This is a genomic window from Streptomyces sp. NPDC048277 (assembly GCF_040652235.1).
Lineage (GTDB): Bacteria > Actinomycetota > Actinomycetes > Streptomycetales > Streptomycetaceae > Streptomyces.
Map to the genome: position 1 here is coordinate 21,858 of NZ_JBEZLQ010000006.1, position 24,759 is coordinate 46,616.

21 protein-coding genes and 1 pseudogene are annotated in these 24,759 nt (G+C 71.5%); 11 read left to right on the forward strand and 11 right to left on the reverse strand.

From position 1 onward, the window contains the following. The first annotated feature begins 7 nt into the window (after window positions 1–7). Both AB0D85_RS15375 and AB0D85_RS15380 read left to right on the forward strand, forming a co-directional pair. A complete protein-coding gene (locus AB0D85_RS15375; RefSeq protein WP_362320336.1) occupies window positions 8–1,171 on the forward strand; it encodes an ROK family transcriptional regulator in 1,164 nt (387 codons plus the stop codon). 107 nt (window positions 1,172–1,278) lie between these two features. Then, a complete protein-coding gene (locus AB0D85_RS15380; protein ID WP_362319377.1) occupies window positions 1,279–1,467 on the forward strand; it encodes a hypothetical protein in 189 nt (62 codons plus the stop codon). Between the two features lie 52 nt (window positions 1,468–1,519). Here the strand turns inward: AB0D85_RS15380 and AB0D85_RS15385 are convergent, their stop codons facing one another. Beyond that, window positions 1,520–2,896: a S1 family peptidase gene (locus AB0D85_RS15385; RefSeq protein ID WP_362319380.1), complete on the reverse strand. Its 1,377-nt coding sequence runs from the start codon at window positions 2,894–2,896 to the stop codon at window positions 1,520–1,522. Window positions 2,897–3,090: 194 nt separating this feature from the next. On the opposite strand from AB0D85_RS15385, the gene AB0D85_RS15390 reads away from it, so the two are divergent. Then, window positions 3,091–3,321, forward strand: coding sequence for a type 1 glutamine amidotransferase domain-containing protein (locus tag AB0D85_RS15390; RefSeq protein WP_362319383.1), 231 nt, complete (start codon window positions 3,091–3,093; stop codon window positions 3,319–3,321). 499 nt (window positions 3,322–3,820) lie between these two features. Further along, window positions 3,821–4,216, forward strand: coding sequence for a PPOX class F420-dependent oxidoreductase (locus AB0D85_RS15395; protein WP_362319386.1), 396 nt, complete (start codon window positions 3,821–3,823; stop codon window positions 4,214–4,216). Between the two features lie 33 nt (window positions 4,217–4,249). Here the strand turns inward: AB0D85_RS15395 and AB0D85_RS15400 are convergent, their stop codons facing one another. The 4 genes from AB0D85_RS15400 to AB0D85_RS15415 all read right to left on the reverse strand — a co-directional run bounded on the left by AB0D85_RS15400 (window position 4,250) and on the right by AB0D85_RS15415 (window position 8,921). Continuing rightward, window positions 4,250–7,009 (reverse strand): hypothetical protein, encoded by a 2,760-nt coding sequence (locus AB0D85_RS15400; protein ID WP_362319389.1) that lies wholly within the window; start codon window positions 7,007–7,009, stop codon window positions 4,250–4,252. A gap of 114 nt (window positions 7,010–7,123) precedes the next feature. Next, window positions 7,124–7,516, reverse strand: a complete 393-nt coding sequence (locus AB0D85_RS15405) for a nuclear transport factor 2 family protein (RefSeq protein WP_362319392.1) — start codon at window positions 7,514–7,516, stop codon at window positions 7,124–7,126. Window positions 7,517–7,568: 52 nt separating this feature from the next. After that, the gene (locus AB0D85_RS15410; protein ID WP_362320339.1) at window positions 7,569–7,988 is read right to left on the reverse strand and encodes a zinc ribbon domain-containing protein; all 420 of its coding nucleotides are present in this window, start codon (window positions 7,986–7,988) and stop codon (window positions 7,569–7,571) included. 177 nt (window positions 7,989–8,165) lie between these two features. Continuing rightward, entirely contained in the window at window positions 8,166–8,921 is a 756-nt protein-coding gene (locus tag AB0D85_RS15415; RefSeq protein WP_362319395.1) for a TetR family transcriptional regulator, read from the reverse strand. Window positions 8,922–9,107: 186 nt separating this feature from the next. On the opposite strand from AB0D85_RS15415, the gene AB0D85_RS15420 reads away from it, so the two are divergent. After that, complete coding sequence (locus AB0D85_RS15420) at window positions 9,108–9,878, forward strand: peptidoglycan-binding protein (protein WP_362319398.1); 771 nt, start codon at window positions 9,108–9,110, stop codon at window positions 9,876–9,878. A gap of 311 nt (window positions 9,879–10,189) precedes the next feature. Here the strand turns inward: AB0D85_RS15420 and AB0D85_RS15425 are convergent, their stop codons facing one another. The 5 genes from AB0D85_RS15425 to AB0D85_RS15445 form a co-directional block, all read right to left on the reverse strand. Then, window positions 10,190–10,573, reverse strand: coding sequence for a hypothetical protein (locus AB0D85_RS15425; RefSeq protein WP_362319401.1), 384 nt, complete (start codon window positions 10,571–10,573; stop codon window positions 10,190–10,192). 433 nt (window positions 10,574–11,006) lie between these two features. Further along, window positions 11,007–11,930: a MurR/RpiR family transcriptional regulator gene (locus AB0D85_RS15430; RefSeq protein WP_362319404.1), complete on the reverse strand. Its 924-nt coding sequence runs from the start codon at window positions 11,928–11,930 to the stop codon at window positions 11,007–11,009. Between the two features lie 137 nt (window positions 11,931–12,067). Next, window positions 12,068–13,765, reverse strand: coding sequence for a phospholipid carrier-dependent glycosyltransferase (locus tag AB0D85_RS15435; protein ID WP_362320341.1), 1,698 nt, complete (start codon window positions 13,763–13,765; stop codon window positions 12,068–12,070). A gap of 90 nt (window positions 13,766–13,855) precedes the next feature. Continuing rightward, window positions 13,856–15,787: a phosphatase PAP2 family protein gene (locus AB0D85_RS15440; protein ID WP_362319407.1), complete on the reverse strand. Its 1,932-nt coding sequence runs from the start codon at window positions 15,785–15,787 to the stop codon at window positions 13,856–13,858. A gap of 291 nt (window positions 15,788–16,078) precedes the next feature. Next, entirely contained in the window at window positions 16,079–16,987 is a 909-nt protein-coding gene (locus AB0D85_RS15445) for a BadF/BadG/BcrA/BcrD ATPase family protein (protein ID WP_362319410.1), read from the reverse strand. Between the two features lie 388 nt (window positions 16,988–17,375). On the opposite strand from AB0D85_RS15445, the gene AB0D85_RS15450 reads away from it, so the two are divergent. Both AB0D85_RS15450 and AB0D85_RS15455 read left to right on the forward strand, forming a co-directional pair. Further along, entirely contained in the window at window positions 17,376–18,521 is a 1,146-nt protein-coding gene (locus AB0D85_RS15450) for an ROK family transcriptional regulator (RefSeq protein ID WP_362319414.1), read from the forward strand. A gap of 270 nt (window positions 18,522–18,791) precedes the next feature. Then, on the forward strand, window positions 18,792–20,123 hold the full coding sequence (locus AB0D85_RS15455) for an extracellular solute-binding protein (RefSeq protein ID WP_362319417.1): 1,332 nt from the start codon (window positions 18,792–18,794) through the stop codon (window positions 20,121–20,123). Between the two features lie 324 nt (window positions 20,124–20,447). Here the strand turns inward: AB0D85_RS15455 and AB0D85_RS15460 are convergent. After that, a pseudogene (locus AB0D85_RS15460) lies at window positions 20,448–20,759 on the reverse strand (MBL fold metallo-hydrolase); the annotation flags it as partial. 61 nt (window positions 20,760–20,820) lie between these two features. Here AB0D85_RS15460 and AB0D85_RS15465 point away from each other — a divergent pair. From AB0D85_RS15465 to AB0D85_RS15480, 4 genes are all read left to right on the forward strand, one after another. Then, complete coding sequence (locus AB0D85_RS15465; protein WP_362320389.1) at window positions 20,821–21,225, forward strand: hypothetical protein; 405 nt, start codon at window positions 20,821–20,823, stop codon at window positions 21,223–21,225. Window positions 21,226–21,500: 275 nt separating this feature from the next. After that, entirely contained in the window at window positions 21,501–22,823 is a 1,323-nt protein-coding gene (locus AB0D85_RS15470) for an extracellular solute-binding protein (RefSeq protein ID WP_362319420.1), read from the forward strand. A gap of 123 nt (window positions 22,824–22,946) precedes the next feature. Further along, entirely contained in the window at window positions 22,947–23,858 is a 912-nt protein-coding gene (locus tag AB0D85_RS15475; RefSeq protein WP_362319423.1) for a sugar ABC transporter permease, read from the forward strand. After that, window positions 23,855–24,757 (forward strand): carbohydrate ABC transporter permease, encoded by a 903-nt coding sequence (locus tag AB0D85_RS15480; RefSeq protein WP_362319426.1) that lies wholly within the window; start codon window positions 23,855–23,857, stop codon window positions 24,755–24,757. The genes AB0D85_RS15475 and AB0D85_RS15480 overlap by 4 nt, the downstream gene beginning before the upstream one ends. The last annotated feature ends 2 nt before the right edge of the window (window positions 24,758–24,759 follow it).

The window sequence follows — 24,759 nt, forward strand, 5'->3', positions numbered from 1 at the left end:
ACTGACCATGACCACCGCTGCCGCCGCCAACTGGCTGCCACTGAGCCCCGGCGAGCGCTCCGTGGCGATCGAGGTGCTCGTCCACGGCCCGCTGTCGCGCACCGAGCTGGCCCACCGGCTGAACCTCTCCCAGGGCAGCCTCACCCGCCTCACCAAGCCGCTGATCGAGTCCGGGCTGCTGGTCGAGACCCCCTGCTCGGGCGCCTCGGCGGAGGCGCGCCAGGGGCGCCCCTCGCAGCCGCTGGACGTGGTGGCCGAGTCCCGCTCCTTCCTCGGCTTCAAGATCACCGACGAGATGGTGTACGGCGTCGTCACCACCCTCAGGAGCGACATCGTGGCCCGCCTCGACCGGCCGCTCACCAGTCACGATCCCGGGCAGGTCGCCGACCTGCTGGCCGCCATGACCGCGGAGCTGGCCGAACGGCACCCCGCCCTCGCGGGCATAGGCATCGGCGTCGGCGGGTTCGTGCGCGAGCACGCGGTGGTCGGCGAGTCGCTGTTCCTGCGCTGGCGTGACGTCCCGCTGGCCGAACTGGTCCGGGAGCGCACCGGGCTGCCGGTCGTCGTCGAGAACGACGTGGCCGCCCTGGTCGAGGCCGAGACCTGGTTCGGCGCCGGCCGGGGCCTGGACCGCTTCGTCGTCCTCACCATCGGCGCCGGCATCGGCTACGGGCTGGTGCTCGGCGGTAAACGGGTCCCGTACGCCGAGGAGGACCGCGGCTTCGGCCGGCACTGGATCGTCGACCCGCAGGGCCCGCTCACCCCGCAGGGCGAGCGCGGCAGCGCGGTGTCGCTGCTCACCATCCCGAGCATCCGCTACCAGATCCGGGCCGCCACCGGCCGTGACACGTCGTACGAGGAGATCCTCGCCGACGCGGCCGCCGGCGAGCCGATGGCGGCGCGGGTGATCGGCGAGGCCGGCCGGGCGCTGGGCACGCTGGTCGCGCAGATCGCCAACTTCGCGATGCCGCAGAAGATCCTGCTCGCCGGGGAAGGGGTCGGCCTGATGGACGTGGCCGGGGACACGGTGCGGGACACCGTCGGCACCCACCGGCATCCGCTCGCCGCGCCGATCCACTTGGAGACCAAGGTGTCCGACTTCCACGACTGGGCGCGCGGCGCTGCCGTACTGGCGATCCAGGTGCTGGTGCTCGGCGGGGCGGGCGGCTGAACTCCCGCCTCTCTTTCTTACCTTGACATATTGACGTGACGAGTAACACGGTCCGGAATGTCCATATCGGTCGTACTTACTCACGGCGTCTTCACGCCGACCGGCATATGCTTCACACCATGTCCACCACTGTTGAAGCCGTCACCGAGCGATCGGCCGACGAGGTCAACGAGGAGATCCGGGCCCTGTGGCTCCGGTCGGGCGGGACACTGAGCACCGAGCAGCGCGAGGAGTACCAGCGGCTCGTCCTCGAATGGGCGTCCGCGGCCCCGCAGCAGCCGGACCAGGCGGCCTGACCGTCCGTCCCGGGCACCCGCTCCGCGCGGGTGCCCTTCTCGTCGGCCCTCGTCAGCCCCAAGTCGCCGAGTAGTAGCGCTGGTAGGCCTTGCGGTCCTGTTCCGCGCGGATGAAGCGGGTCGCGACCAGGGCGATCAGGCTGCCCCCGATCACCAGCAGGCCAGGACCGACGTTGCGGGGGTCCGTGATGCGGGCGGCCAGGCTGGTGTCGTCCGAGGAGCCGACCGGAGCCGTCGACCCCGGCGAGGCGGCGCTCGGCGCGATGGTGCTGTGGGTGGCCGACGCGGACGGCGCCGGCGAGGCGCCCTGCGCCCCGGAGGCGTCCTGCTTCGTCACGATCAACTGGACGTTCAGGGCCGCGAGGGCGCGCGTCACCGGCTGGAAGAACGTCACCCCGCCCGAGGTGCAGTCACCGCTGCCGCCCGAGGTCATGCCCAGCGCGATGCCCTCGGAGAACAACGGGCCGCCGCTGTCGCCCGGTTCGGCGCACACGTTCGTCTGGATGAGCCCGGTGACCGTGCCCTCCGGGTAGTTGACGGTCGCGTTGAGCGCGGTCACCGTGCCGTCGTGCAGACCGCTGGTGCTGCCGCTGCGGAACACCTTCTGCCCGACCGTCGGATCGGCGGCCCCGGTGATCCGCACCCCCTGGCCGTTGCCGATGGCGACCACGTCGGCGTTGTCACCGGCCTTCCCGCTCGCGTACTGGATCAGCGAGAAGTCGTTGCCCGGGAACTGCGTGTTGATCGTGGTGCCGAGCTGCTGGTTGTTGCCCTGGCCCTCGTCGAACCAGATGGTGTTGGCCGGACCGCAGTGCCCGGCGGTCAGGATGAAGTCGGTCGTCCCGTTGGTGACGTTGAACCCCGCCGAACAGCGGCCGCCCGTCGACAGGATGGGCTGCGCGCCGTTGAGCCGGGGGGTGAACGTGCCCTGGGTGCGCTGCATCTGCACGAAACCGCCGATGCCGGCGGCGACCTGCTTCAGGTCCGACCAGTCGGAGGCGGAGACCGTGCTGTCGGCCTCCACCATCACCTGGTTGGTCCGGTAGTCGACCGCCCACGCCGTGCCGGCCACGCGCGGCGCCGCACGCAGCGTGGCGGTGGCGGCCTTCAGCTCGTTCATGCTGTGCGAGACCATCTTGGGCTCGGCGCCCGCCCGCTTCACCATCGCGGCGGCCTGTTCGTCGGTCACCGCGACGACCGGCTTCCCGTCGGCGCCGATCCAGCTGCCCGCCGTGCGGGCGGTGCCGAGCTGGGCGACCAGAGCGGCTCCGGTGCCACCGGCCTCCGTGGCGGAGCTGAACGGGACGGCGGACGCGCCGGGAGTGTCGCTCGCCATGGCCGTGGTGACCATCGCGCCTCCCAGAAGGAGTCCGCCGACCGCCGCCAGCTGTGTCCCTCGCCGGACGACCCGTCGTCGTGCGTGCCTCATCCATGGCTCCCGAAACCCCGAACGCGCGGTGTCGACACCGCGGGGCCCTCCGGTCGTCGAGCGCCCTGCTCTTCATACGTGGATGGGGCGAAGGGCGTTCACAGCGTTGGTGATCTTTGCGATCCCATGGCAGTCCCGGTACGGGTGGCGGCGGCGCTCGCGTGCGGCGCGGCGGCTGCTGACATCATGGCCGGATGCGTGTGCTGATCCCGGTTCCCGACCACGACTTCGACGTGACCGAGGTGGCCGTGCCCTGGCGGTTGCTGACCCGGGCAGGCCACGAGGTCGTGTTCGCCACCGAGCGCGCCGGCACCCGGCCCGCCGCCGACCCCCGGCTGCTCACCGGCGTCCTGTTCGGACAGCTCGGCGCAGCGGACGAAGCCAAGCGGTTCCGATTCGAACCTTTGCTCAATGCATCAACTTAAGGGTGGGTTGCGGGATTTTCTCGCGGTATTGGCCTGGGCGGCCGCAGCGCCACTGCTAACGTCGTTTTGTCCGGCAACAGGGTTGGCGGACCTACCGCCGGGCGGGCGGGAAGTGACGCCTGTGGAGGCCCATGTAAGACCGATCTCCTCGGAGACCGCAAGGGCCCTTGAAGCAGGAACCCGTGGTGGTACCACGAATGGGTACGGACCGAAATCTCCCGCGCTCGCACGGGAGAGGACGCCAATACCGGACCTACCCCGCTTAAGTCGGGAAGGAAGTGGCGCCTTACTGGTCGGCCCAGTCGGCCAGTTCGAGCGCGGTCCCCGGGAGCTCACCCGGCGCGGTACCGGTACCGACGACACTCACGCCTTCGTCGTCGAGGACGGCACCTACCTCTCGGCCCGCTGGCCCGGCGACGCGTATCTCTTCGCCCGCCGCTACCTCGACCTGCTCGCACGGCCGGGCGCCGCCCAGGCTCCCCCCGCCTAGACTTCCGGCATGGACGACACCACCGGCACGGACCTCGACCGGCTCGGCGCCGGCAAGTATCTGTTGGTCACCAGCTACCGCAAGGACGGCACCCCCGTCCCCACCCCGGTGTGGGTGGTGCGGGACGGGGACGCGCTCGGCGTCTGGACGACCACGGACAGCTGGAAGGTCAAGCGGATCCGCCGCCGCGCCGATGTCCGGGTCGGCCCCTGCGACCTGCGCGGACGCCCGACCGGCGACCCGGTCCCGGCCACCGCGGAGATCACCGACGCGGCCACCACCGCCCGCTACCGCGGGCTCGTCGCCCGCAAGTACGGCATCACCGGCCGTCTCACCCTCCTCGGCAGCAGGCTGCGGCGCGGCCTGGACGGCACCGTCGGCATCCGGGTGACCCTGACGCCCTGAGGAGGCCGCGGCCTCCTCAGGGCGCGCGGAGTGCTACGAGCCGTCCAGCACCGTTCCGGTGAGCACCAGACCGCCCGGCACCGGCTTGCCGGCGTCGTCGGCCTGCTGGAAGCTCACCGACTCGGCGGGCTCCCCGACCCGGTCCCGCACGGTGGGCACCGTCACGTCGAGGCTCGTCTTCCCGGCGGGGACGTCCAGCCACAGGTACAGGCCGTCCACCTCGGACAGCGGCCGCTCCGGGTCGGGTTGCGCGCCGGAGACCCCGGCCAGCCAGCGCGGGTCGACGTCCTTCGTGGACAGCTCCGGGCCGCCGACCGGGACGGGGACGAACATCGCGGCGATGTCCGTGTCCGCGGCCTCGGACAGCGAGATCCGCCACTTCAGGGCCGAGCCCTCGGTCACCCGGTCCGCGAGCGGGGTCACGGTGACCGTGGGGGCGGGATCGTCGTTGCGCACGGTCAGCCCGCCCCGGTACGAGCCGACGACCGCCCCGTGGACGGCCTTGACCAGCACGTCGTACGGCACGTCGGTACCGAAGCGCGTGTTGCCCTGCACCTCGATCGGGACGTCGACGTCGTGGCCGCCGGGCCGCACGGTGACCAGGCGGTCCCTGGCCAGGCCGGTGGCCGGGTCGACGACGTACACCCGGACCTGCCCGCTGCCCTGCCCGGACACCTGGACCGGCACCCGGTAGGTGCGTACGCCCGAGTCGCCCTCGTCGACCGTGAGCCGGCCGACGTCGACGCGCGGCAGCGCGGCCGCCCGTACCGCCGGGGTGCCCGGCCGCCAGCCCCAGGCGTCCATCAGCCAGGCCTGTCCGGACGTCGAACGCGAGGTCAGGTCAAGGGACTTCACGGACCGCAGGTCCAGCCGGGCACCCCGGGCGGCGGTCAGCGGGACCCGTAGCTCGCGTGCCCAGTAGGAGGCGGTGCGGTCGCTGCCGGGCAGCCCGTCGACGCGGACCCGGCCCAGTGTCGCCCTCCGGCCGCGGGTGTCGGTGACGGACACATCGAGCTTCGTGCCCCGGGAGTTCGGCGGCACGAAGATCCGCAGGTCGAGCGCCCTGGCGTCGAGGAGCGACACCGGCCGTGCCACCCGGACACGGGTCGTCGACCCCGCGGACGTCCAGCGCAGCGCGATCGCGTGCCGGCCGGCCTCCCGTCCCGTCTCCCACTGCGCGAAGTGCGGTGAGACGCCCTCGGCGCCCCGGCCCAGGCAGGCCGCCGCCGGGTCCGGGTCGACCGCGGCGCACAGCCGGCCGCCGGTCACGGTCACCTTGCCGTCCGGGAGGAACCCCGCGCCACGGTTCGCGCCGACCGCGTGGCCGAGCACCCGCGCGGGGTCCGCCGACGGCGCCCGCCGCCCCGAACCGTCCAGCAGCGGACGCACCTTGTCGTCACCGGCGACGAACAGCCGGGCGGCCGCCGCGATGTACGTCGAGCCCGCCCGGTGCTGCTGGTCCGCGGTCAGCCGGGTCGCGGTCCCCCGGGAGCACACCGGGTCCCGGTGGTCCGGGTCGTCGTAGAAGTCGTCCTCCGCCGGGGCCTGCGCCTGCCCCGGCGTCCACTCGGTGTTGAAGAAGTTGTGGTCGGCGCCGACGACGTACACCGCGCTGTGCAGGGCCTTGCCGTCGCTGACCGCCCGGGTGCCGTCGACGTAGACCTCGCCCTGGAGGTCGGAGACATCGCCGTCGCAGCCCGGGAGGATGGTGAGCGACGGCACGTCCGGCACCGGGTTCTGGCCGAAGACGGTCGGACCGATCAGCACGGTCCCGCTGATGTGCCAGCGCACCGGGCCGTGGTAGCCGTCCTGGTCGGCGGGCGGCGGGTAGAGGCTGTCCAGGGCGGCCCGGTTCACGCCCTCGCCGCCCCGCGAGTGACCGATCAGCAGCACCCGGGACAGGTCGGCGCGGGGTGCCTCGCGCACGATCCCCGGCGCGCGCCGCGGATGTCGCGCCCAGTCGGCCCAGTGCGCCAGGTGCAGCCGGATCAGCGACGAACGGGCCTGCGCGCCGCCGTCCTCGGCCTGCCAGTCCTGGGCGTTGATCCCGTTCGCCGAGATCGACACGGTCACATAGCCCTGGGAGGCGAGCAGCCGTTGGTCGCGCAGATAACCCCGATGGCTCGGTATCGGACGCGTCCCGGCCGGACACGGCCAGGCACCGGCCGCCTCACCGGTGTCGCCGTGCGGGGCGTAGCAGGTGGCGTGGCGGCCGTGCAGGAACAGCGCGAGCGGGCGCGGCCCGGCGATCCCGGTGGGCGCGACCACGACGGCACGCATCTCCACCGGGACGGAGAACCCGGGCAGGCGGACGGACTTGAGCCGGTACGAGCCGGTGGTCGTGCGGTAGGGGCCGGGCCTGCCCGGGTCCACCGGGTTGGCGGGCAGCGGAGCCGGGGGCCGGGCGGCCGACGTCGGTGAACTGGTGGCGGGGGAGCGGATGTCCAGCCGTCGTCCGCCGGACCAGACCTGGAGGTCCTTCAGTTCGCCTGCGCGCGTCCCTTCGAGGCCGAGCCGGAAGGTGTGCCCGTCGCGCTCCGGCTTCGGCACCCCCAACAGCCGTCCGCCCGATCGGAATTCGACGCGTGCGTCCCCCATCGGCAGCTGTCTGCCGGACCGCCACACCAGCTGGGGTGCCGACCGCCCGTCGTCGATGCGCCAGCCCGGTGGCAGTGTTCCGCCTGACTCGGCGGCCGCCGGGGCCTGTTGAGCGTGTGCGGTGGTGCCGGACACCCCTCCCGCGAGCGCGAGCACCGCGGCCGCGGTGACCCATATGCGCCGGGTACGGACCAATGTTCCCCTCCTCGGAAGGCGAGCAGGGGCACCCCGGCCGTTCCGGGATGCCTCTCGCCCTCCGGAGGACGGAGGGGTGAGTCTGTGGGTTGCCTGTGAGGTTGGAGTGGCTGGTTATGCGGGGTCGACGCCGGGCGGTACGACCGTGCCCTGGTGGTAGTACATCCGCCAGCCGCTCTTCTCGTCGCGCCTGCGCCACAGGGAGCTGTGCCGGGAGCGGCGGTCGCCGAGCCTGGCCTCGAAGGTCACCTGCACCAGGCCCGGGGCGAGGAGGACCCCGGTCATTCCGGAGGGCTCGTAGTGCGGGCCGTCCTTGGACGCGCCCGGCCTGTCCGGCAGTTCGGCGAGCAACTGCTCGTAGCCGAACCGGCGGCCGGACGCGCCGACCTCCACGAACTCCGGGTCCAGCAGCTCGCGCGCCGGCTCCCGGGAGGCGCGCACCTCGGGGTCCATGAGCCGCAGCTCGCCCGCGATCGCCGCCTCCACCTGGGCCGATTCATCGTCCATGGACGTATCCTCGCCCGGGTGACCGGCTGCCGCGCAACCGGGTTTCCGGGTGTCAGCTCCAGGCCCGGTACGGCTCGTCGAGCAGTTGGAAGACCGGCTCGCCGCGCACCGGGTCCTTGGCCGTGGAGAGCTTGACCCGGTCGCCGCTGTGGATGCCGATCGGCGGGCCCATGACCCGGGCCCGCACGACGAACCCCTCGGCCATCTCGATCAGGGACACATTGCGCGCGGCGGGCGTGTTGCGGTGCACCACCGTCGAGTGGCGGACCGTGCCCGTGCCCTCGCTGCGCTCCGTGCGCAGTTCGCTGCCCTGGCACACCGGACACAGCAGGCGGTGGTACATGGCGGTGCCGCACCAGGTGCAGCGCTGGAAGACGATGGCGTCCTTGTGACGGTCCGCGGGCGTGGGGTCGAGAACGCTCGTCGCGAATCCGACCGCCGACGGTACGGCGCTCCCCGAGTAGTGGTACACGCTGGTCAACTCCCTGCGCTCGCCCGGAATCCCGAATCCGGCGTGCCCGGACCCGCCGGGCACGCGAGTGCGCGGTTCACCGTGCCACCGTGCACGCCGTCAGCGTATGGCACTGAGTGCCACTCGTAAAGGTACTGCGTACCCCAAATTTTCGCCGACCTTGCGGCGTGACGACGGTCAGGCGCGACCGAACGCGGTCTCGATCTCCTGCACCACCCGCCACAGCGGGGCGTCGCGCCGGGAGACGAGGACGACCACGTCGTCCGGGTGCTCCGTCGGGCCGCCGAACAGCGCGGCCGACGTTCCGTCGGTGTCGGTGCCGACACCGGTGTCGGGGGCCGGGGTGCTGAACGCCTCCTGCACATAGCGCAGGGCGTGGTCGACGGTGGCGCCCGCGTCGCCCTCGCCGTCCGAACGCAGCCAGGAGCGGAGCGCGTTGTTGTGCGCCGCCACCACGGCCGCCGCGATGACGTCCGCCCGCAGCGTCCCGTCCCGGCGGCCGGCGAAACGGCCGCGGAGGTAGTCGGCCAGTGCGCGCTCGTAGCGCCACACCACCGACAGCTCGTAGGCGCGCAGCCCCGGCACCTGCTTGGTGAGCCGGTAGCGCTGCACGGAGAACGTGGGGTTCTCCGCGTACATCCGCAGCACCAGCCGGGCCGCGTCGCACACCCGCCGCACCGGCTCGTGCCGCGGGTCGCTCACCGCCAGGAACGCGGTCATGTCGGCCAGACAGCCCTCGTGGTCGGGGAAGACCACGTCCTCCTTGGACGGGAAGTAGCGGAAGAAGGAGCGCCGCCCGACCCCCGCGAGGGAAACGATGTCGTCGACGGTCGTCTGCTCGTAGCCGCGCTCCAGGAAGAGCTGGAAGGCCGCCGCGACCAGGGCGTCCCGCATGGCCGGTTTCGCGGCTGGTGCCGTGCTGCTGGAGCTCATGGACGCGAACGTAGCATTCCGTCCGCCCTTCTGGCACTCAGTGCACACGCCTGGGGGAACTGAGTGCTTTCGGAGCGGTCATCGGCTCACCCGCCCGGCTGTGGCTGAACCGCCGCGCCGGTCCTCCCGTATCTGTTCTCGGGGATCGCGGACACCTGTGCGCACGGGACGTAGAAGGAGAGCAGTGTGTCGACACCGCCCGACCCTGAGCAGCCGCACCGCGGACCGGTCCTGGAACCGGTCCGGGTGCTGCGCCCCCGTCGACTCGACGCCCTCGCGGAGCTGATGCGCGAGATCCGCGAGGAGGCGGAGGCCGACGAGAAGGCACGGGAACAGCAGAACCGGCAGAAGGAGCAGCAGAAGGACCGGTCGGGTCCGGCGGACTTCGAGGCCTTCGAGCCGGCCGGGTGGTCCGGCTCCGGCACGGAGGACGAGACCCAGGAACTGCCGCCCGTCACCGACGGCCCGCATCTCGCGCCGGGCGGTCATGGCCGCGGTCACGGGCATGGCTCCGGCTCGTCCCGCTTCGGCTTCGGCCCGGGGCTTCGCAGAGCGGCGGCCGGTGTGGCCGTCGGAGCGGCCGCCCTGGTCGGCTTCGGCTGCGCCCTCCTGCTCCCCGGCCGCGAGGGCACCGCCGCGGCCGCCCAGCCGTCCCCGTCCGCCACCACGGCACCGGCCACCACCGCACCGACCGCGTCCGGCTCCACCGACCCCGACGGCGCGGGCACCCTGCGCCAGGGCGACAGCGGCCCCGAGGTCGTCGAACTGGAGCAACGCCTCCTGCGTATCCCGGACGTCTACCGGGACGGCTCCACCGGCGGAACGTACGACGCCGCCCTCACCGCGGCCGTGGAACGCTTCCAGATCTGGTACGGCATCAGCGGCGACGAACGCGGCGTCTACGGCGACGACACCCGCAAGTCCCTGGAGTCCCGCACCAGCCTCACCGGCGGCTGACCGGGGGCGCCTGCCCGGCGGCCCGGCCGAGCGCGCTCGAACGCGGGGCAACGGGCGGGAAAAGTACGGGGAAAGCGTGCTGAGGGGGCGTCACCATGGGGGCCACCCGGCGGTCCGTGCCGCCGCGTTCCCGCCGTACGACCCCGAAGGCCATCGATGACCGGCTCCCGCATCCCGGGCCTGCTGCTGCCCGCCGTGTTCCTGCTGGCCCTGGCGACGGGTCTGATCTGGTACTGGCGGCACCGCGACGACGACTGATGACGACTGGCGACGGCTGACGGCGACTGACAGGACTGACGGCTATGGGCCTATCAGCGGCCCGTGCTGTGCCCTACGAGCGCCTCGGTGACCGCGCGCACGCTGCGCGCGATGTGCTGGAGCTGCAGGACTTCCGCCGCGTACAGCTTGATCGTGTGTTCGATGACCGACTCCGGCAGGCCCAGCAGGGGCAGTTCGGCCCGCGCGGTCTGCAGCGCCGTGCGCGCCACCCGGATCTCGTGCTGGACCTGGATCTGCGCGTGCCGGGCGAGCAGCACGGGGTGGCGGAGCATCGCCGGGTAGCTGGCGTAGCGGGCCGGCACCAGTTCGCGCAGCCACTTGGTGGCGGAGCGTTCCCAGTCGTAGCTGCCCGGGGCCTTGACCTGGCAGGGCCAGTCGGGGCTGATGCGCGCGGTCGTCGTCAGAGTCATGATCATCGCTTCCGGGTGTGCGGCGTCGTGAGGGTGGTCGACGGGGGTGTCTGGGCGGCTCCGGCCTAGGGGATGACCGGAGCCGCCGCGGGCGAATCGCGCAGGCGATGCCCGTCCGAACACCCCGGGCGCCGACGCGGGTAGGAGACGGCGGCAAGGGGTGTCCGTGCAGGGGCCCCGGGCGTCGGTCGCCGGCACTGCGGGTGGTGCTGCGTGCGCATGGGCGGTCCGTCGGCTTTCTCGGGGCGGGTGCGGTGATGCGTCCTGGGGTGCGGAACGTGCCCGGAGTACGCCGGGGTGATCCGTGAGCAGTATTTATATATGCCGTCTGCTTTGCAAGGCGTATGAAAACATTCATGCGTGGAATGGGGTGAATGATCCCCTTACGCGCCCATGCGGGGGGAAGAAGAAGGGACGGCCGATACGGCGGACCCCGGGGTCAGTCCTTGAGGAAGAACTGGTGCTGCTCGGCGACCTGCTCGTACTCCTCCAGACGCGCCTGGGTGCGTCCGGGGTCGGCGTCGGTCATGGCCTGGAGCAGCGCGGCGGCCATCAGGCCGGGCGCCGCGTAGGTGTCGAAGACCAGGCGGGACCCGATGCCGGTGCTGAAGGTGACATCGGCCTCGTCGGCCAGCGCGCCGAGCGCGAGATCGGTCACCAGGGCGACCCGCAGCCCCGCGGTGCGCGCCACTCTGATCGCCGTGAGCGTCTCCTGCGCATGCCGTGGCATACCGAACGCCAGCACCCAGGTGCCGCCCGCCTCACGCGACTGCAGCAGCGCGTCGTAGGCCACGCTGCCGCCCCGGGTCACCAGCCGTACGTCGGGGTGGATACGGCGGGCGGCGTAGGCGAAGTACTCCGCCAGCGAGACGGAGATACGCAGGCCGAGGACCGTCAGCGGGGACGACTTCGACAGCTCGCGGCCGATCCAGATCACCCGGTCCGGGTCGGCGAAGTCCCGGCGCAGGTTCTCCAGGTTCTCGATCTCGGCGTCCACGGCCGCCTGGAGCTCGTTGCTGCGCTGCTCGGTGGCCGCCCCCGTACCGCCCGCCAGGGTGCGCAGCGCGATCGACTGGAGCCGTTCCCGCAGCGCGGGGTAGCCGCTGAAGCCGACCGCCGCCGCGAACCGGGTCACCGACGGCTGGCTGACCCCGACCCGGTCGGCGAGGTCGGTGATGGACAGGAAGGCAGCCTCGGTGATGTGGTCGATCAGGTACTGGGCGATGCGCCGCTGCCCGGGGGAGAGCCGGGGGCCGTCGAAGAGCTCGCGGAGCTGGGAGGTGGGCGCGGCCTCCGCCTCCGGCACGATTTTGCCCGAGGTGATCGCGGATGCCTGAGCGCGAGCCTGCTGCTCCGATGGCACCGAAGCGCCTCCTTTGTCTCCCACGAGGACTCAACATAGCTCACGGACCGTGGTGACCAGGGGCTGCGCGGTACGCCGGACCGCCCCGGCGGCCGGACACACGGAGCGCGCGACCAGCGCCGGAGTCCGGGTGGTCGTCACCGCCGGTAGATGGTGATCGAATGACCGACATCATCGACCGGACGACTGCTGTGGATCAATTCGGCCAGCCTGCCCCGCGCCTTGGCGACCCAGGAGTCCGAGACGACCAGCAGCCCGTGCACCTTGCCGGGCGGCACCTTGCGGGGGTCGGCGGCGTGGATGCCGTAGTACGCCGGAACGCCACTGCCCTTGTAGACCAGCCAGATCCGCTCGCCCGGATAGCGCTCCTTCAGCCGGTCGGCGAGGCGGCCCAGGTCCTGGCCCCAGTCCACGTTGGAGTCGTGCAGCCGCAGATGTGTCTTCGCCGGACCGCCGAACGCCTCGTTGGAGTACGGCAGATAGAGCGGGAACGTGCGCAGCGAACTCACCGCGACGAACAGCACCAGCGCCCCGGCCACCGGCCGCGACCACCGCCACCGCACCGCCAGCACCGAGGCCGCGCCCACCGCCAGGAACATCGGCATGAACAGCGCGTACCGCGTCCCGAAGTCCCGCGACCCGGTCATCGCCGAGGCCAGCAGCACGGCCGGCAGCAGCAGCACGTACGGCGCGGCCGGCCGCAGCCGCCGTACCGTCACCATCGCGGCCGTGCCGGCCGCCCACAGCGCGAGCATGCCGAGCGGGGTCTTCACCAGCAGGGCGGCCGGCAGGTAGTACCAGCGGGAGCCGGTGTAGAGATGCCCGAACAGATAGCCCTGCCAGGGCAGGTCCTCCAGCGCGAACTGCACCCGCATGCCGTCCCGGTAGGCCCTCGGGAAGGGCATCAGATCGACCAGGGCTCCCCGCAGCCCGTGCACGGCCGGCACGGGTTCGGCGGGCACGAAGCGCAGGCGCGGATCGACCGCCAGATAGGAGAGCCAGACCACGGCGACCGCCGTCACCAGCACCACCGCGGCGGCCGCGAGGGCACGCAGGGCCCGGCCCGGGCGGGCGCCCCACAGCGACAGCACCGCCAGCGCCATCAGCACCGGGATCGCCGGCAGCGCGCTCATCTTCGTCGCCACCGAGGCCCCCAACGCGGCGCCCGCCAGCGGCAGATACAGCCGGGGCCGGCGCCGGGCCCGCCACACCAGCCAGGCCGCGGTCAGCACGAACCCGGCCGACGGCGCGTCGAGCGTGGCCAGCGAGCCCTGTGCGATCAGGTCGGGGGAGAAGGCGTACAGCGCGAGCGCGAGCAGTCCGGCGGCCGTACCGAGGACCTCGCGGGCGAAGGCGAACACGACCAGACCGAACAGCAGCGTCAGGACGATCACCGGCAGCCGGGCCCAGAACATCACCCGCCAGGGGTCGTTGCCGGACGAGTACAGCAGATGCCGGCCCACCTGCCCCTGGTCGCCGTGGTACGACGGGTCGTAGTGCGGGTCGGCGACCGCGAGGCCGGCCATGATGACGAGCTTGCCCAGCGGCGGGTGTTCGGGGTTGTAGCGGACCCGGTGCTCGTGGAGGTAGTCGGTGGCCGTGGCGACGTAGACCGGCTCGTCGATGGTGGGTGTCTGCTGGACGGCGGTGGTCACCATCGCCGCCGCCATCTGGGCGAGCAGCAGCACCACGAGGACCGGCACCAGCCACCGGCGGCGGGCCCGCAGGGCGGCGTTCAGCCGGGCCGCGGGAGTGGGCCGGGGAACCGGCCCGGGGCCGACGGGGACACCTGGGACGTCGGGTTCGAGAACCGACTGCTGTTCGCTTGCCATCATCCGCCCCGCGGGGACATCGGACCCGCGGTGACGGGAGCGATCACTGGCCGTCATGGCCCTACTGTCGCACCGCTCCCGCCACCGGGCGCGTCACCGCTTCACGAGTCGTACCGACAGACCGTCTGCCGTGTAGACGGGTACGGCCCGCAGCGTGGTGGAGTTCAGCTCCACCTTGTCGAACTGACCACGCAGGCGCGGTACGTCGAGCACCGGGAGGATGCTGCCCGCGGCCGGCGGGCGCTCGGTGCCGAGATTCAGGCTCAGGGTGGTGCCCTTGCCCAGGACCGCGAGGTGCTTCACCGTGAGCGGCGCCTTGCAGCCCTTGCTCAGCGTGACCTCCAGGGTGCCCGCGTCCTGCGTGTACGCACCGCGCACGAACACCCGGTCCGTCACCCGCAGCGTGCCGGCCGTGACCCGGACGTCGCCGTGGCCCAGCGCGTCGTCCGCGGCGGCGACCAGGGTGCCCGCCGCCAGGACGGTGCCGCCCGTGTAGCGGTTGCGGCCGGCCAGGGTCAGCGTGCCGGTGCCGAGCTTGGTCAGACCGCCCCGGCCGTCGATGTCGTTGCGCCAGCTGTCGGCCGCCGCGAAGCCGCCCGCCGTCGCGTCCAGGGTGACCGTGACGTCCGCGTCGAAGGAGCCGTAACCGTCCGCCGCGGCGAACAGGTTGAGGCGGCCCCACTGCTCCGGTCCGTCGAGGAGCACGTACCCGGAGGGCAGGCCGGTGGTGCGCAGCACCTCGCGGCGCTGGTCGGCGGAGAGGTACGGCTGGCGGGTCTCCAGGAGCACCTCGGCGCCCTTGGGCACGGTGAGCGGCAGGTCGCGGCCCTGACGCTGCAGGACGTACGTCAGCCGGGGCGTGATCGCGCGCTCGTTGGCCTCGCGGTCGGTGTACGGGTCGGTGTCCGCACCGGCCGAGTGGGCGTAGGCGTACAGCGTGTCCGCGGTGGTGCCGGTCTGCGCCTCGAAGTAGGCCAGGGCCTGGGCGCGGGCGGCCGCCTTGAGGTCGGCGTTGGCGGGGTCGGCGAGGGTCGCGGCGGCCAGGGCGGTGGCCATGATGCGGCCGCCGATCACGTCGACCGTGTTGTGCATGCCCGCGACGATGCGGGTGTCGGCGAGCTCCAGGGCGCGGGTCACCAGCTCCTGGAAGCGCTCCGGCACCGCGTACGCGTAGGCCAGGCCCGCCAGGTGGAAGGCGTTGGTGTGGCCGGACGGGAAGCCGCCGTCGTCGGTCGGGGAGGTGCCGCGCTGGCGCAGCAGCTGCGGGGCGACGACCACGTCGGACTCGTAGACCGGGAAGCCGAAGGCGTCGGTCGTGCCGGTGTCGACGACCTCGCTGTCCTCGTTCATCCGCCACGGACGCGGGTACTGGTAGGCGTACTTGGACGGGTTGCCGGACGCGTAGTTGCCGCGCACGGTGTCGACCAGGGTGGCCACCTTGCCCAGCGCCGAGTCGTGCGAGCCCGCGCCGAGCGCGGAGCCCGCCGGGGCGCCGGCCGGGACGGCGTCGCTGATCGTGGTCGCGGGCGTGCCGTCGGGCGCGCTGGTGATCGAGGTGACCGCGAGCGAACCGGCCTTGTAGAGGTCGGCGAGCGGGCCGAGGCCGGCGATCATCGCGTAGCTCTGGTGCTGCCGGTCGTAGAGGAACGCCTTCTTCGCCTCGGCGTCGGTGCGCCTGGCGGTGATGCGGGCGCAGTACCGCATGTTGGCACGGAGGATGTCGGCCCGCAGGACGGTGCCGGTGTTCCAGGCGGTACCGGTCTTCCATATCTGCGCGAAGCCGCCGAGGATCCGGACCACCGCGTTGGTGTCGGCGGTCAGGTTGGTGCTGATGTTCGTCTTGTAGTCGTCGACGAACGCGAGGGCCGTCGCGGCCTTGGCGTCGGCGGCCGCGAGCCAGCTGACGAGGGTCGGGGCGGCCACCATGCCCGCCGACGCGCCGAGCGAGGTCTTCAGGAATCCCCGTCGGCCGACGGCGAGTCCACGGGCCGGAGAAGAGGTGTGGTGCCCGGCAGGTGACGGCATGGGTATGCCTCTCTTGAGTTCTACGGCGCTGCGGCCGGAAGGGAGTTCACACGAAACGCCGTTGCGCCCGATGTGCACGAGCGGGTGGGTTCGCGTGGGAAAAGTGTTGAACGAGCGAAGTTCTAAGGCGGGTCCGTGTCCCGTCGGTCATGGTCCGACGACCGTCACATGGCCCGGAGTTGAACGACAGGCAGGTGGTTCACAGGAAGAACGGGCCGGGACCTGCGCGTTCGTGTCGTCGAACGACCCGTGGTCCCTGGTCGAGGACGTGAACGGACACGGACAGCCTGCTCACAGGACCGAACGCGCGAGGGCCACCGCGCCCTCGACGGGCGGACGGCGCAACGGCTGCGGCCGGGCTCCCGGTACGGCCCCGGCGAGCGCGCCGGCGAAAGCGTCGTACAACCGCTGCTGGGAGAGGATCGTGCCGCCCGCGACCACCACGTCGTCCACGGGGAGGCCGCGGGCGGCGAGCCGGGCCACGAGGGCGGCGAGCGCGCGGCCGCCGTCGGTGATCACGTCCTCGGCGAGACGGGAGCCGGCCGCTGCCGCCGCGAAGAGCACCGGGGCGTGCCGGCCCCACTCCGCGGAGACGGCGGAGGCGCTCTCCAACGCGGCGCCGAGTGCGGGTACTTCGGCCACGTCGAAGGCGGCGATCAGTCCCGTCGCGAGCGCGTCGGGCGCCTCGCCGCGGTCGTGCGCGGCCCAGACGGCGCGGGCGGCCTCGCGGACGAGCCCGGCGGCGCCGCCCTCGTCGCCGAGGACCGCGCCCCAGCCGCCGACCTGCACGGGGCTGCCGTCGGCCTGCCGGCCCACGGCCACCGAACCGGTGCCGGCGACCAGACCGACGCCCTTGTCCAGGCCCGCGGCGGGGACGAGGAGTTCGGCGTCGCCCACGACCAGGACGGGCACGGCGAGGGAGTCCCGGAGTGCGGCGGCGATGCCGGCGCACTGGCGGGGGGTCTCACAGGCGTGCCCGCCGACGGCCAGCGCGGCTGGGCGGGTGTCGGCGGGCAGGGCCTCGTGGAGCAGTGCCGTCAGCCAGCGGGCCGCGGCGGCCGGATCGTGCGGCCGCCAGCCGCTGCTCGGACGGATGTGATCGGCGACCGTGTCCGTGCCGGCGAGGGCGCGGAGATGGGTCTTGGTGCCGCCCACGTCGATACCGACCACGAGCGGGCACGCAGAAGGGGAGTCCTGCACGGATCCTCTTTCGTCGTCTGGGCGAAGAGCGCCGAAGAGCATGGCACCCAGGGCCTGTCCGGCGGGTCCAGCCGCAGACGCGGGGAGGCGTCGCTGATTTCCTGCGACTTGATCCGCCGGACAGGCCCTAACAGCGACGGCGGGCGAACCGCGCCTGGCCGAACAGGAGTTGAGCGAGTCGGGAAGCCCCGGGACGGGCTTCTTGCGGAGCACGGTAGGCGAGTACCGTGTACTTCGTTAGGAAGTTAACTAACGAAGTACAGTGCGTCAAGTCCTCGCGCAGTCGATCGACGGGACACGGCGCCGCCGGGCGGGACCGCGCGGCACGAGGGCACCGCATCGCCGCACCCCGCAGCCGGGGAGCGCGGCCCTGACCCATGGGGGAACCGTGGAACACGCTGTGACTGAAACCCCCCGCCTCACCGAGAGCGCCGGGGCGGTGTTCGCCGTCCTGGCGCAGGCGGGCAGCGCCACCCGGCCGCAGCTGGCAAGCCTTGCGGGGCTGTCCAAACCGACGGTCTCCGCCGCCGTCGCGGAGCTGGAGAACGCCCGGCTGGCCACCTGCTCCGGCACCGCGTCCAGCGGCACCGGCCGCTCCGCCGCCGTCTACGGGCTCGGGCCCGCCTCCGGCTCGGTCCTCGCCGTGGACCTGGGCCCCGCCCGCACCCGGGTGCGGGCCTGCGCCCTGGACGGCACCCTGCTCGCGGAGGCGACCACGCCACGGGGCAGGGCCGCCGACGCGGTGCGCGAGGCGCTGGCCGCCCTGCCCGCCGACGCCCCGATGCGGGCCATCGTGGTGGCCGTCGGTGACGTCACCGAGCCCGACCGCGCGGGCACCGGCATGCGCCCGGCGACCGCCAAGGCCGGGCCCGTCTTCGACGCGGTGTCCGTCGCGCTGCCGCCGGGCGTCCCCGTCCACCTGGAGAACAACGTCAACTGCGCCGCCCTCGCCGAACTCCAGGAGGGTGCCGCGCGGGGCCGCGGCAGCTTCGGCTATCTGCGCATCGGCGTCGGTATCGGTCTCGGTATCGTCATCGGCGGCCAGGTGCTGCGCGGGGCGAACGGCGCCGCCGGTGAGCTGGCCCGGCTGCCCTATCCCTGGGACGACGACCGGGAGCCGCGCCAGGAGGCCCTGGAGGCGTATGTCGGCTCGCACGCGCTGCTGCGCCGGGCCGCCCAGGCCTGGCGGGAGAGCGACGGCCCCCGCCCGCGAACCGCCGAGCGGCTCTTCGCGCTGGCCGCCGCGGGCCGGGAGCCCGCCCGTGCCCTCGTCGCCCGGCACGCCGCCGACGTGGGCCGGCTGGCCGCCGCCGTGACCGCCGTACTGGATCCGGGGCTGATCGTGCTCGGCGGCAGCACCGGCGCGGACCCCCAGATCCTTCCGGGGGTGCGCGCCGAGCTGGCCCGGCTGAGCTGGCCGACCGAGGTGGTCAGCAGCCAGATCGGCGATCTCGGCACCGTCGTGGGGGCCGCCCGGCTCGCCGTGGCGAAGGGAGTCCAAACCGTGACCGGCGGCGCGCATACGGAGGATTGACGGCTTCCTCACCGGTCTGACATTCATGACGAATGCTTTCTTGGTCGGCCAGGACGCCGAGTTGGGGTGAGCGTCCCGGCCGTACGGCAAGGTACGGAAGCCCGGCGTGGGCGTGTCGCGGGCGACGGTCGTCGAGACCGCTGAGCCCACCCGGCAGGGCGGTACGGCCGGGCGAGGCCGTCAGCCGGAAAGCGGACTTCGAGCACATCGCACCCCGGCCGTTCTCCTCTTCGGCCGGGGTATTCGTTATGCACCTTCAGGGAGGACCCGGTGGGTCACCAGATCTCGCGCAGAACCCTCTTCCGCACCGCGGGAGGGATAGCCGTCGCCGGCGCTCTCGGCACCTCGCTCTCCGCCTGCGGCGGCGACACCGGTGCCGGCAGCAGCAGTGACCAGCTGACGATGACCTGGTGGGGCAGCGACGACCGCCACGCCGCGTACAAGAAGGCCCTGGCCTACTTCCAGAAGCAGAACCCCGGTATCAAGGTCCAGGAGACCCACTCCAGCTACGACGGGTACTTCGACACCTTCAACACCCAGGTCGCCAGCGGCAGCGCCCCCGACCTGCTGCAGATGGACACCGCGCTGGTCGCCCAGTACGCCCGCAAGGGAGTCCTCGCCCCGATCGACTCCTACGTCGGCAAGGACCTCGACCTCACCGGCTTCTCCAAGACACTGCTCGCCGCCGGCACCGTCGACGGCAAGCTCTACGGTGTCCCGTCCGGGATCGGCGTCAACCAGCTCACCGTCAACCGCAGCGCTCTGGAGAAGCTCGGCCTGACCTACCCGGACCCCGAGTGGACCTGGGCCGACCTGAAGAACATCTCCGCCGATGTCCACAGGAAGAGCGGTGGCAGGATCTACGGCACCGACGACGGCGGCGGCAGCACCCTCCAGGCCTTCGAGATATTCGCCCGCGAGAAGGGCAGCCAGCTCTTCTCCGCCAACGGCAAGAAGCTCGGCTTCACCTCGGACGTCCTCCAGGAGTGGTGGCAGTACTGGGATGACATGCGCAAGTCCAACGCGTGCCCGCCGCCCGCCGTCACCTCCGCCGCCCACAACAACCTCACCAAGAACGCGGTCGTCATCGGCAAGGCGCTGTTCACCTTCGACTCCGGTGTCTACGGCGCGGGCGGCGCCGTCACCGACGCCACCCTGGACTTCCTGCCCACCCCGCAGGGCGACTGGTCCGGCGCCCGCGAGGGCAACTTCGTCAACGGCGGCGTCCTGCTGAGCGCCACCAAGGCCAGCGAGCGGGTCGCCGACTCGGTGAAGATCATGTCGTTCTTCGCCCAGGACGCCACCGCGATCAAGGACATGCAGCTGCTGCGCGGCATCCCGCCGACCGACAAGGCCCGCAACCTGATCAAGGCGGGTCTCGCCGACGCCGACAAGCGCAACCTGGCGATGGGCGACTACATCTCCAAGCGCGTCGCGAAGTCGGGCGACGTGCTCGACGCCCCGCAGCCGCCGCCGGCGGGTGCCGACCAGATCTGGGACCTGCTGTTCCAGTCCAACCTCGCCATCGCCTTCGGCAAGGAGACGATCAAGTCGCAGCTGAGCGAGTTCTTCGACCAGGCGTCGAACATCCTGGCGCAGTAGGCGCCGGCGAAAGGAACCGTCGGGAGAGGCCCAGGGAGACATGAGCACGACCACCCCGAACACCGGCGAGGTCGTGCGCGCCGCAGACGCCGGCGCCCCCGTCCGGCCGGCGGGAGCGCGACCGCACGCGACACCGCCCCGCGAGAGGGCGCGGCGGCGGGCGGCGGCCCCACGTCTTCCTGGCCCCCCGGTTCATCGCCCTGCCCCGGCCGACGGTCTGCCCGATGCCCTGCCCGCCGTACCTGTCCTTCACCGGCGACCCGCTCGTCCGGGCCGCGGTCCGCGCTGACGGCCTCGTCGACGACTTCCTCGGCCGGTTCGGCGTCACCGTTCGGCACGCCGATGGCCATCTCTCCTGGCCGACCTCAGACAGCTTCCCGAGGACGTCTGCGAAGCGGCCGAGACCGACGGCGCCCGCCCCCTTCGTACGCCTCCGCGCGCCCGGTCGGCCGCCTCGCGGACGTCCGGCAGGACGGCACCCGTGTCCGTGCGCTCCTGTGCCTCGGCCGGGGTGAGCCGGGCCATCGGCAGATGGGCCTCGCGGGCCGCGCCGAACCCGTCGTCGACGGCGACCACGTCCCGCCCGGCCGCGTCGAGCAGCGACAGAGCGGTCCGCATCCCGCCCGCGCAGTGCACCGGCCCGGTCCACGCGCCGCTCATCGGTATCGCGATCGTCACGCTCTCCCCGCTGCTGTGGATGCTCAGCGGTTCCGTGCAGCCCGGCACCGAGATCCTCACCCACCCCGGTCTCGTCCCGATCAAGCCGCACCCCTGCACCCCGCGGAACTGTTCTCCGATCGTCACCTTCGGCGCGGTGACCGGGAACGTCATCCCGCGCTCGCCGGCCGCCTGCGCCTTCGCCCGCCTCGATGCGGCCCTGGCGGCCCCTGGCGGCTCGCACGCGCTGCTGAGCCCGGCCCGAGCCGTCCAGGCCTGGGGGAGAGCGACGGCCCCCGCCCGCCTCCGGTGGGGCGAGCCGGGCCCGTCCACCGAGGCGGTCAGCAGCCGGATCTGCGATCTCGGTACCGTTGTGGGGGCCGCCCGGCTCGCCGTGGCCAAGGGAGTCCAAAACGTGACCGAAGGAGCGCAGGTGAAGGATTGACGGCTTCCGACTCGGTCTGCCAATGTCCGGACAAGCGCTTTCTAAGTCGGCCGGGACGCCGACTTGGGGTGAGCCTCCCAGCCCGTACACGACGTACGGCAACCGCACGAGGGCGTGCCCGTGCGGTGACGGCCAGGACGGCCGGGGATCTCGCCCCGTGTGGACGATGCGGCCGGGCGAGGCCGCGCCCCCGGAAAGCGACCTTTCCTTCAAAATGCACCAGTGCCGCCTCAGCCGGCGCCGTGCTCCGTCCCTCCGACGAAATGGGATCGAAGATGACCACTGTGGGTGTGCGGCGCTCTCGCCGACTCGGCCGCGGCGGTATGCGCCGCCTGGTTCCCCTCGCTGCCGTCGCCTCGGCAGGTGCCCTGCTGCTCTCCGCCTGCGGCGGGGGTTCCGACTCGGGCGGCTCCTCCAAGTCGCTGACGTTCTGGATCTCCACGGTTCCGGGCCAGGACGCGGGCTGGAAGAAGCTGGTGGCGCAGTACAAGAAGGAAACCGGCGTCGCCGTCAAGCTGGTCAACATCCCCTACGACGGCTACCCGACGAAGCTGCACAACGCCGCGCAGGCGAACTCCCTGCCCGACGTCGCGGACGTGCCGGCTCTTGACCCGATCTGGTCGAGCAAGCTGATCGACCTCAGCTCGATCGCCAACAACAAGAGCTACAACATCAACGGCAACTTCCTCGCCAAGGACACGTCCGGGAAGGTGCTGTCCATCCCCTCGGACGTCACCGCGTCGGGTCTGTTCATCAACAAGACGCTGTTCAAGAAGGCCGGCGTCGCCGTCCCGGCCTCGCCCTCGAACACCTGGACCTGGACCGAGTTCATCGCGGCGGCCAACAAGGTCAGAGAGAAGACCGGCGCCAAGTACTCGCTGACCTTCGACCAGTCGCCGTCCCGGCTGCGCGCCATGGTGTACGAGATGGGCGGGAAGTACGTCCACGCGGATTCCTCCGGCAAGTTCTCGGTGGACGCCGCGACCAAGAAGGCCGTGAACACCTTCGTCGGATGGAACGACGACAAGACCATGCCGAAGTCGGTGTGGACCAGCGGCGCCGACCCGTCGGCCATGTTCCAGAGCGGTGACGTCGTCGCCTACTGGTCCGGCGTGTGGCAGGTCGCCTCCTTCGCGGACAGCATCAAGAAGTTCGACTGGGCGAGCGTCCCGACCCCCGCCCAGCCGGTGCAGGCCAGTGACGTCAACAGCGGCGGCATGATGGTCGGCTTCAACAACAACAGCGCCGCGGCCACCGCCGCCAAGAAGTTCATGTCCTGGGTGTACGACCCCAAGCAGTACACCGAGCTGGTCGAGACCTCCGGGTTCCTTCCGGTCGAGAGCGGTCTGAGCCCGAAGTACCCCTTCACCTCCGACGCGGCGCAGGCGGCCTTCAAGCTGTACAACGAGTCGATCCCGCTCTACGCCCCGATCTCGGGCTACTTCAACAACGCGCAGACGGCCTGGGTGCTGAAGGGCAAGAGCCTCACCACCGACCCGACCAAGACGGAGCTCGGCAAGGCCATCAACGGCCAGCAGTCGGCCGACAAGGCCCTCCAGAACATCGTGGACGGCTACAACCAGCAGGTCGGCGGCTGATCGTAGGTCACAGGGCCGGGCGGCGGGGTCGAGACACCGCCGCCCCGCCCTGGGCGACCACGTGACGTCGGGCTCACGGCGTGAGCCCACCGCAATCCATCCCCACAGCACGGAGTCAGGAAGATGACAAAACGCGCCTCGGACGTGTCCGGGAGCCCGCCCAGGCGACGCAGCACCTACACCTTCGCGCCGCTCGTCCTCATCGCGGCCAATGTCGTGCTCTTCGCACTGTTCTTCGTGTGGCCGGCAGTGATCGGGCTCGTCTACTCCTTCACGAACTACACCGGTGTGGGGGCGTTCCAGTTCATCGGACTGGACAATTACCACAACCTGTTCGGGGACTCCACGTTCTACGACGCGCTGACCCGGACGCTGCTGTACACCGTCCTCTTCGTCCCGCTGAACTTCGTGCTCTCGCTGCTCATCGCCAACGTGCTGGTGAGCAAGCACGCCAAGGGCGTGTCGGTCGCCCGCGTCATCTTCTTCATACCGTGGCTGCTGTCGCCCATCGTCGTGGGTGTCCTGTGGCGCTGGCTGTTCGGCGAGAACTTCGGACTGGTCAACTACATCATCGAGAAGCTCGGCGGATCCGCCGTTCCGTGGCAGTCGAACGCGGACCTGTCTCTGCTCGTGGTGGTGATGGCGGCGTCCTGGGCCTGGACGGGCTTCTCGATGCTGCTGTTCATCGCGGCGATCAAGAACGTACCGGTGTCGTACTACGAGGCGGCCTCGCTCGACGGCGCGGGTCCCTGGCGCCAGTTCATCAGCATCACGCTGCCGAGCATCGCGCCCACCTCGTTCATCGTCATCCTGCTCAACACGATCAACGCGATGAAGGAATACCCGCTGTTCGCCTCCCTCAACAACGGCGGACCCGGAACCTCGAACAACCTGCTTGTCCAGTACATCTACCAGACCGGATTCCAACGGGGCCAGATCGGCTACGCGAGCGCCGCGTCGTTCGTGCTCATGCTCATCCTGATGGCCGTCGCGATCATCCAGCTGATCGCCAACCGGCGGGTGGAGAACCGATGACAACCACAGACATGCCACGCCGGGTCGACCCCGAGCGCGGACCGGCCGTCGCCAAGAAGCCGCGCCGTGGCTCGGCCGGCGGGGGGATCCGCCAGGCGGTGTCCGCGACGACACTGCTGTGGGTCCTGGCGTGCCTCTACGGGCTGCCGGTGCTGTGGTTCATCCTCAGCTCCCTCAAGCCGGCCAGCGACCTGTTCTCCTATCCGCTGACGCTGGTTCCGCACAACCCCACCCTGTCGGGTTACCTGACGGCGTGGCGCAGTGCCAACTTCTCCCAGTACTTCATCAACACCGCCCTCGTGTGTGTGATCACGACGGTCCTCACGGTGGGCGTCAGCTGCTGCACCGGGTACGCGCTGGCCAAGTACGACAACAAATGGCTCAAGGCGTTCTTCATCTGCATCCTGGCCACCACGATGCTGCCGTCCGAGGTCATGCTCGCCCCGGAGTTCCTGGTGGTCCGCAACCTCGGCCTCTACAACTCGTTCGCGGGCATCATCCTCCCCGCCGTGCTCACCGCGACCGGGTGCTTCATGTTCCGCCAGTTCTTCCTGACGGTTCCCGACGAGCTCGTGGAAGCCGCACGCATCGACGGCGCCCGCGAACTGTCGATCTTCCTGCGGATCATGGTGCCGCTCTCCCGGCCCATCATGCTGACCCTCGCCATCCTGTCCTTCCAGTGGCGGTGGAACGACTACATCTGGCCGCTGCTGATGCTCAACGACCCGAACAAGTTCACCGTGCAGATCGGCATCCAGAGCATCGTCGGCGCGCAGAACATCAACTGGTCGGTCCTGCTCGGCGCATCGGTCATCTCCATGATCCCGCTGATCGCCATCTTCCTGGTCTTCCAGCGCTACGTCATGGGCGCCGACATCAACGCCGGACTGAAGGACTGACC

Coding starts and splice junctions, on each gene's coding strand:
- AB0D85_RS15375 (WP_362320336.1), top strand. CDS start 8: ATGACCACCGCTGCCGCCGCCAACTGGCTGCCACTGAGCCCCGGCGAG.
- AB0D85_RS15380 (WP_362319377.1), top strand. CDS start 1,279: ATGCTTCACACCATGTCCACCACTGTTGAAGCCGTCACCGAGCGATCG.
- AB0D85_RS15385 (WP_362319380.1), bottom strand. CDS start 2,896: ATGAGGCACGCACGACGACGGGTCGTCCGGCGAGGGACACAGCTGGCG.
- AB0D85_RS15390 (WP_362319383.1), top strand. CDS start 3,091: ATGCGTGTGCTGATCCCGGTTCCCGACCACGACTTCGACGTGACCGAG.
- AB0D85_RS15395 (WP_362319386.1), top strand. CDS start 3,821: ATGGACGACACCACCGGCACGGACCTCGACCGGCTCGGCGCCGGCAAG.
- AB0D85_RS15405 (WP_362319392.1), bottom strand. CDS start 7,516: ATGGACGATGAATCGGCCCAGGTGGAGGCGGCGATCGCGGGCGAGCTG.
- AB0D85_RS15415 (WP_362319395.1), bottom strand. CDS start 8,921: ATGAGCTCCAGCAGCACGGCACCAGCCGCGAAACCGGCCATGCGGGAC.
- AB0D85_RS15425 (WP_362319401.1), bottom strand. CDS start 10,573: ATGATCATGACTCTGACGACGACCGCGCGCATCAGCCCCGACTGGCCC.
- AB0D85_RS15435 (WP_362320341.1), bottom strand. CDS start 13,765: ATGATGGCAAGCGAACAGCAGTCGGTTCTCGAACCCGACGTCCCAGGT.
- AB0D85_RS15440 (WP_362319407.1), bottom strand. CDS start 15,787: ATGCCGTCACCTGCCGGGCACCACACCTCTTCTCCGGCCCGTGGACTC.
- AB0D85_RS15465 (WP_362320389.1), top strand. CDS start 20,821: ATGCTCAGCGGTTCCGTGCAGCCCGGCACCGAGATCCTCACCCACCCC.
- AB0D85_RS15470 (WP_362319420.1), top strand. CDS start 21,501: ATGACCACTGTGGGTGTGCGGCGCTCTCGCCGACTCGGCCGCGGCGGT.
- AB0D85_RS15475 (WP_362319423.1), top strand. CDS start 22,947: ATGACAAAACGCGCCTCGGACGTGTCCGGGAGCCCGCCCAGGCGACGC.
- AB0D85_RS15480 (WP_362319426.1), top strand. CDS start 23,855: ATGACAACCACAGACATGCCACGCCGGGTCGACCCCGAGCGCGGACCG.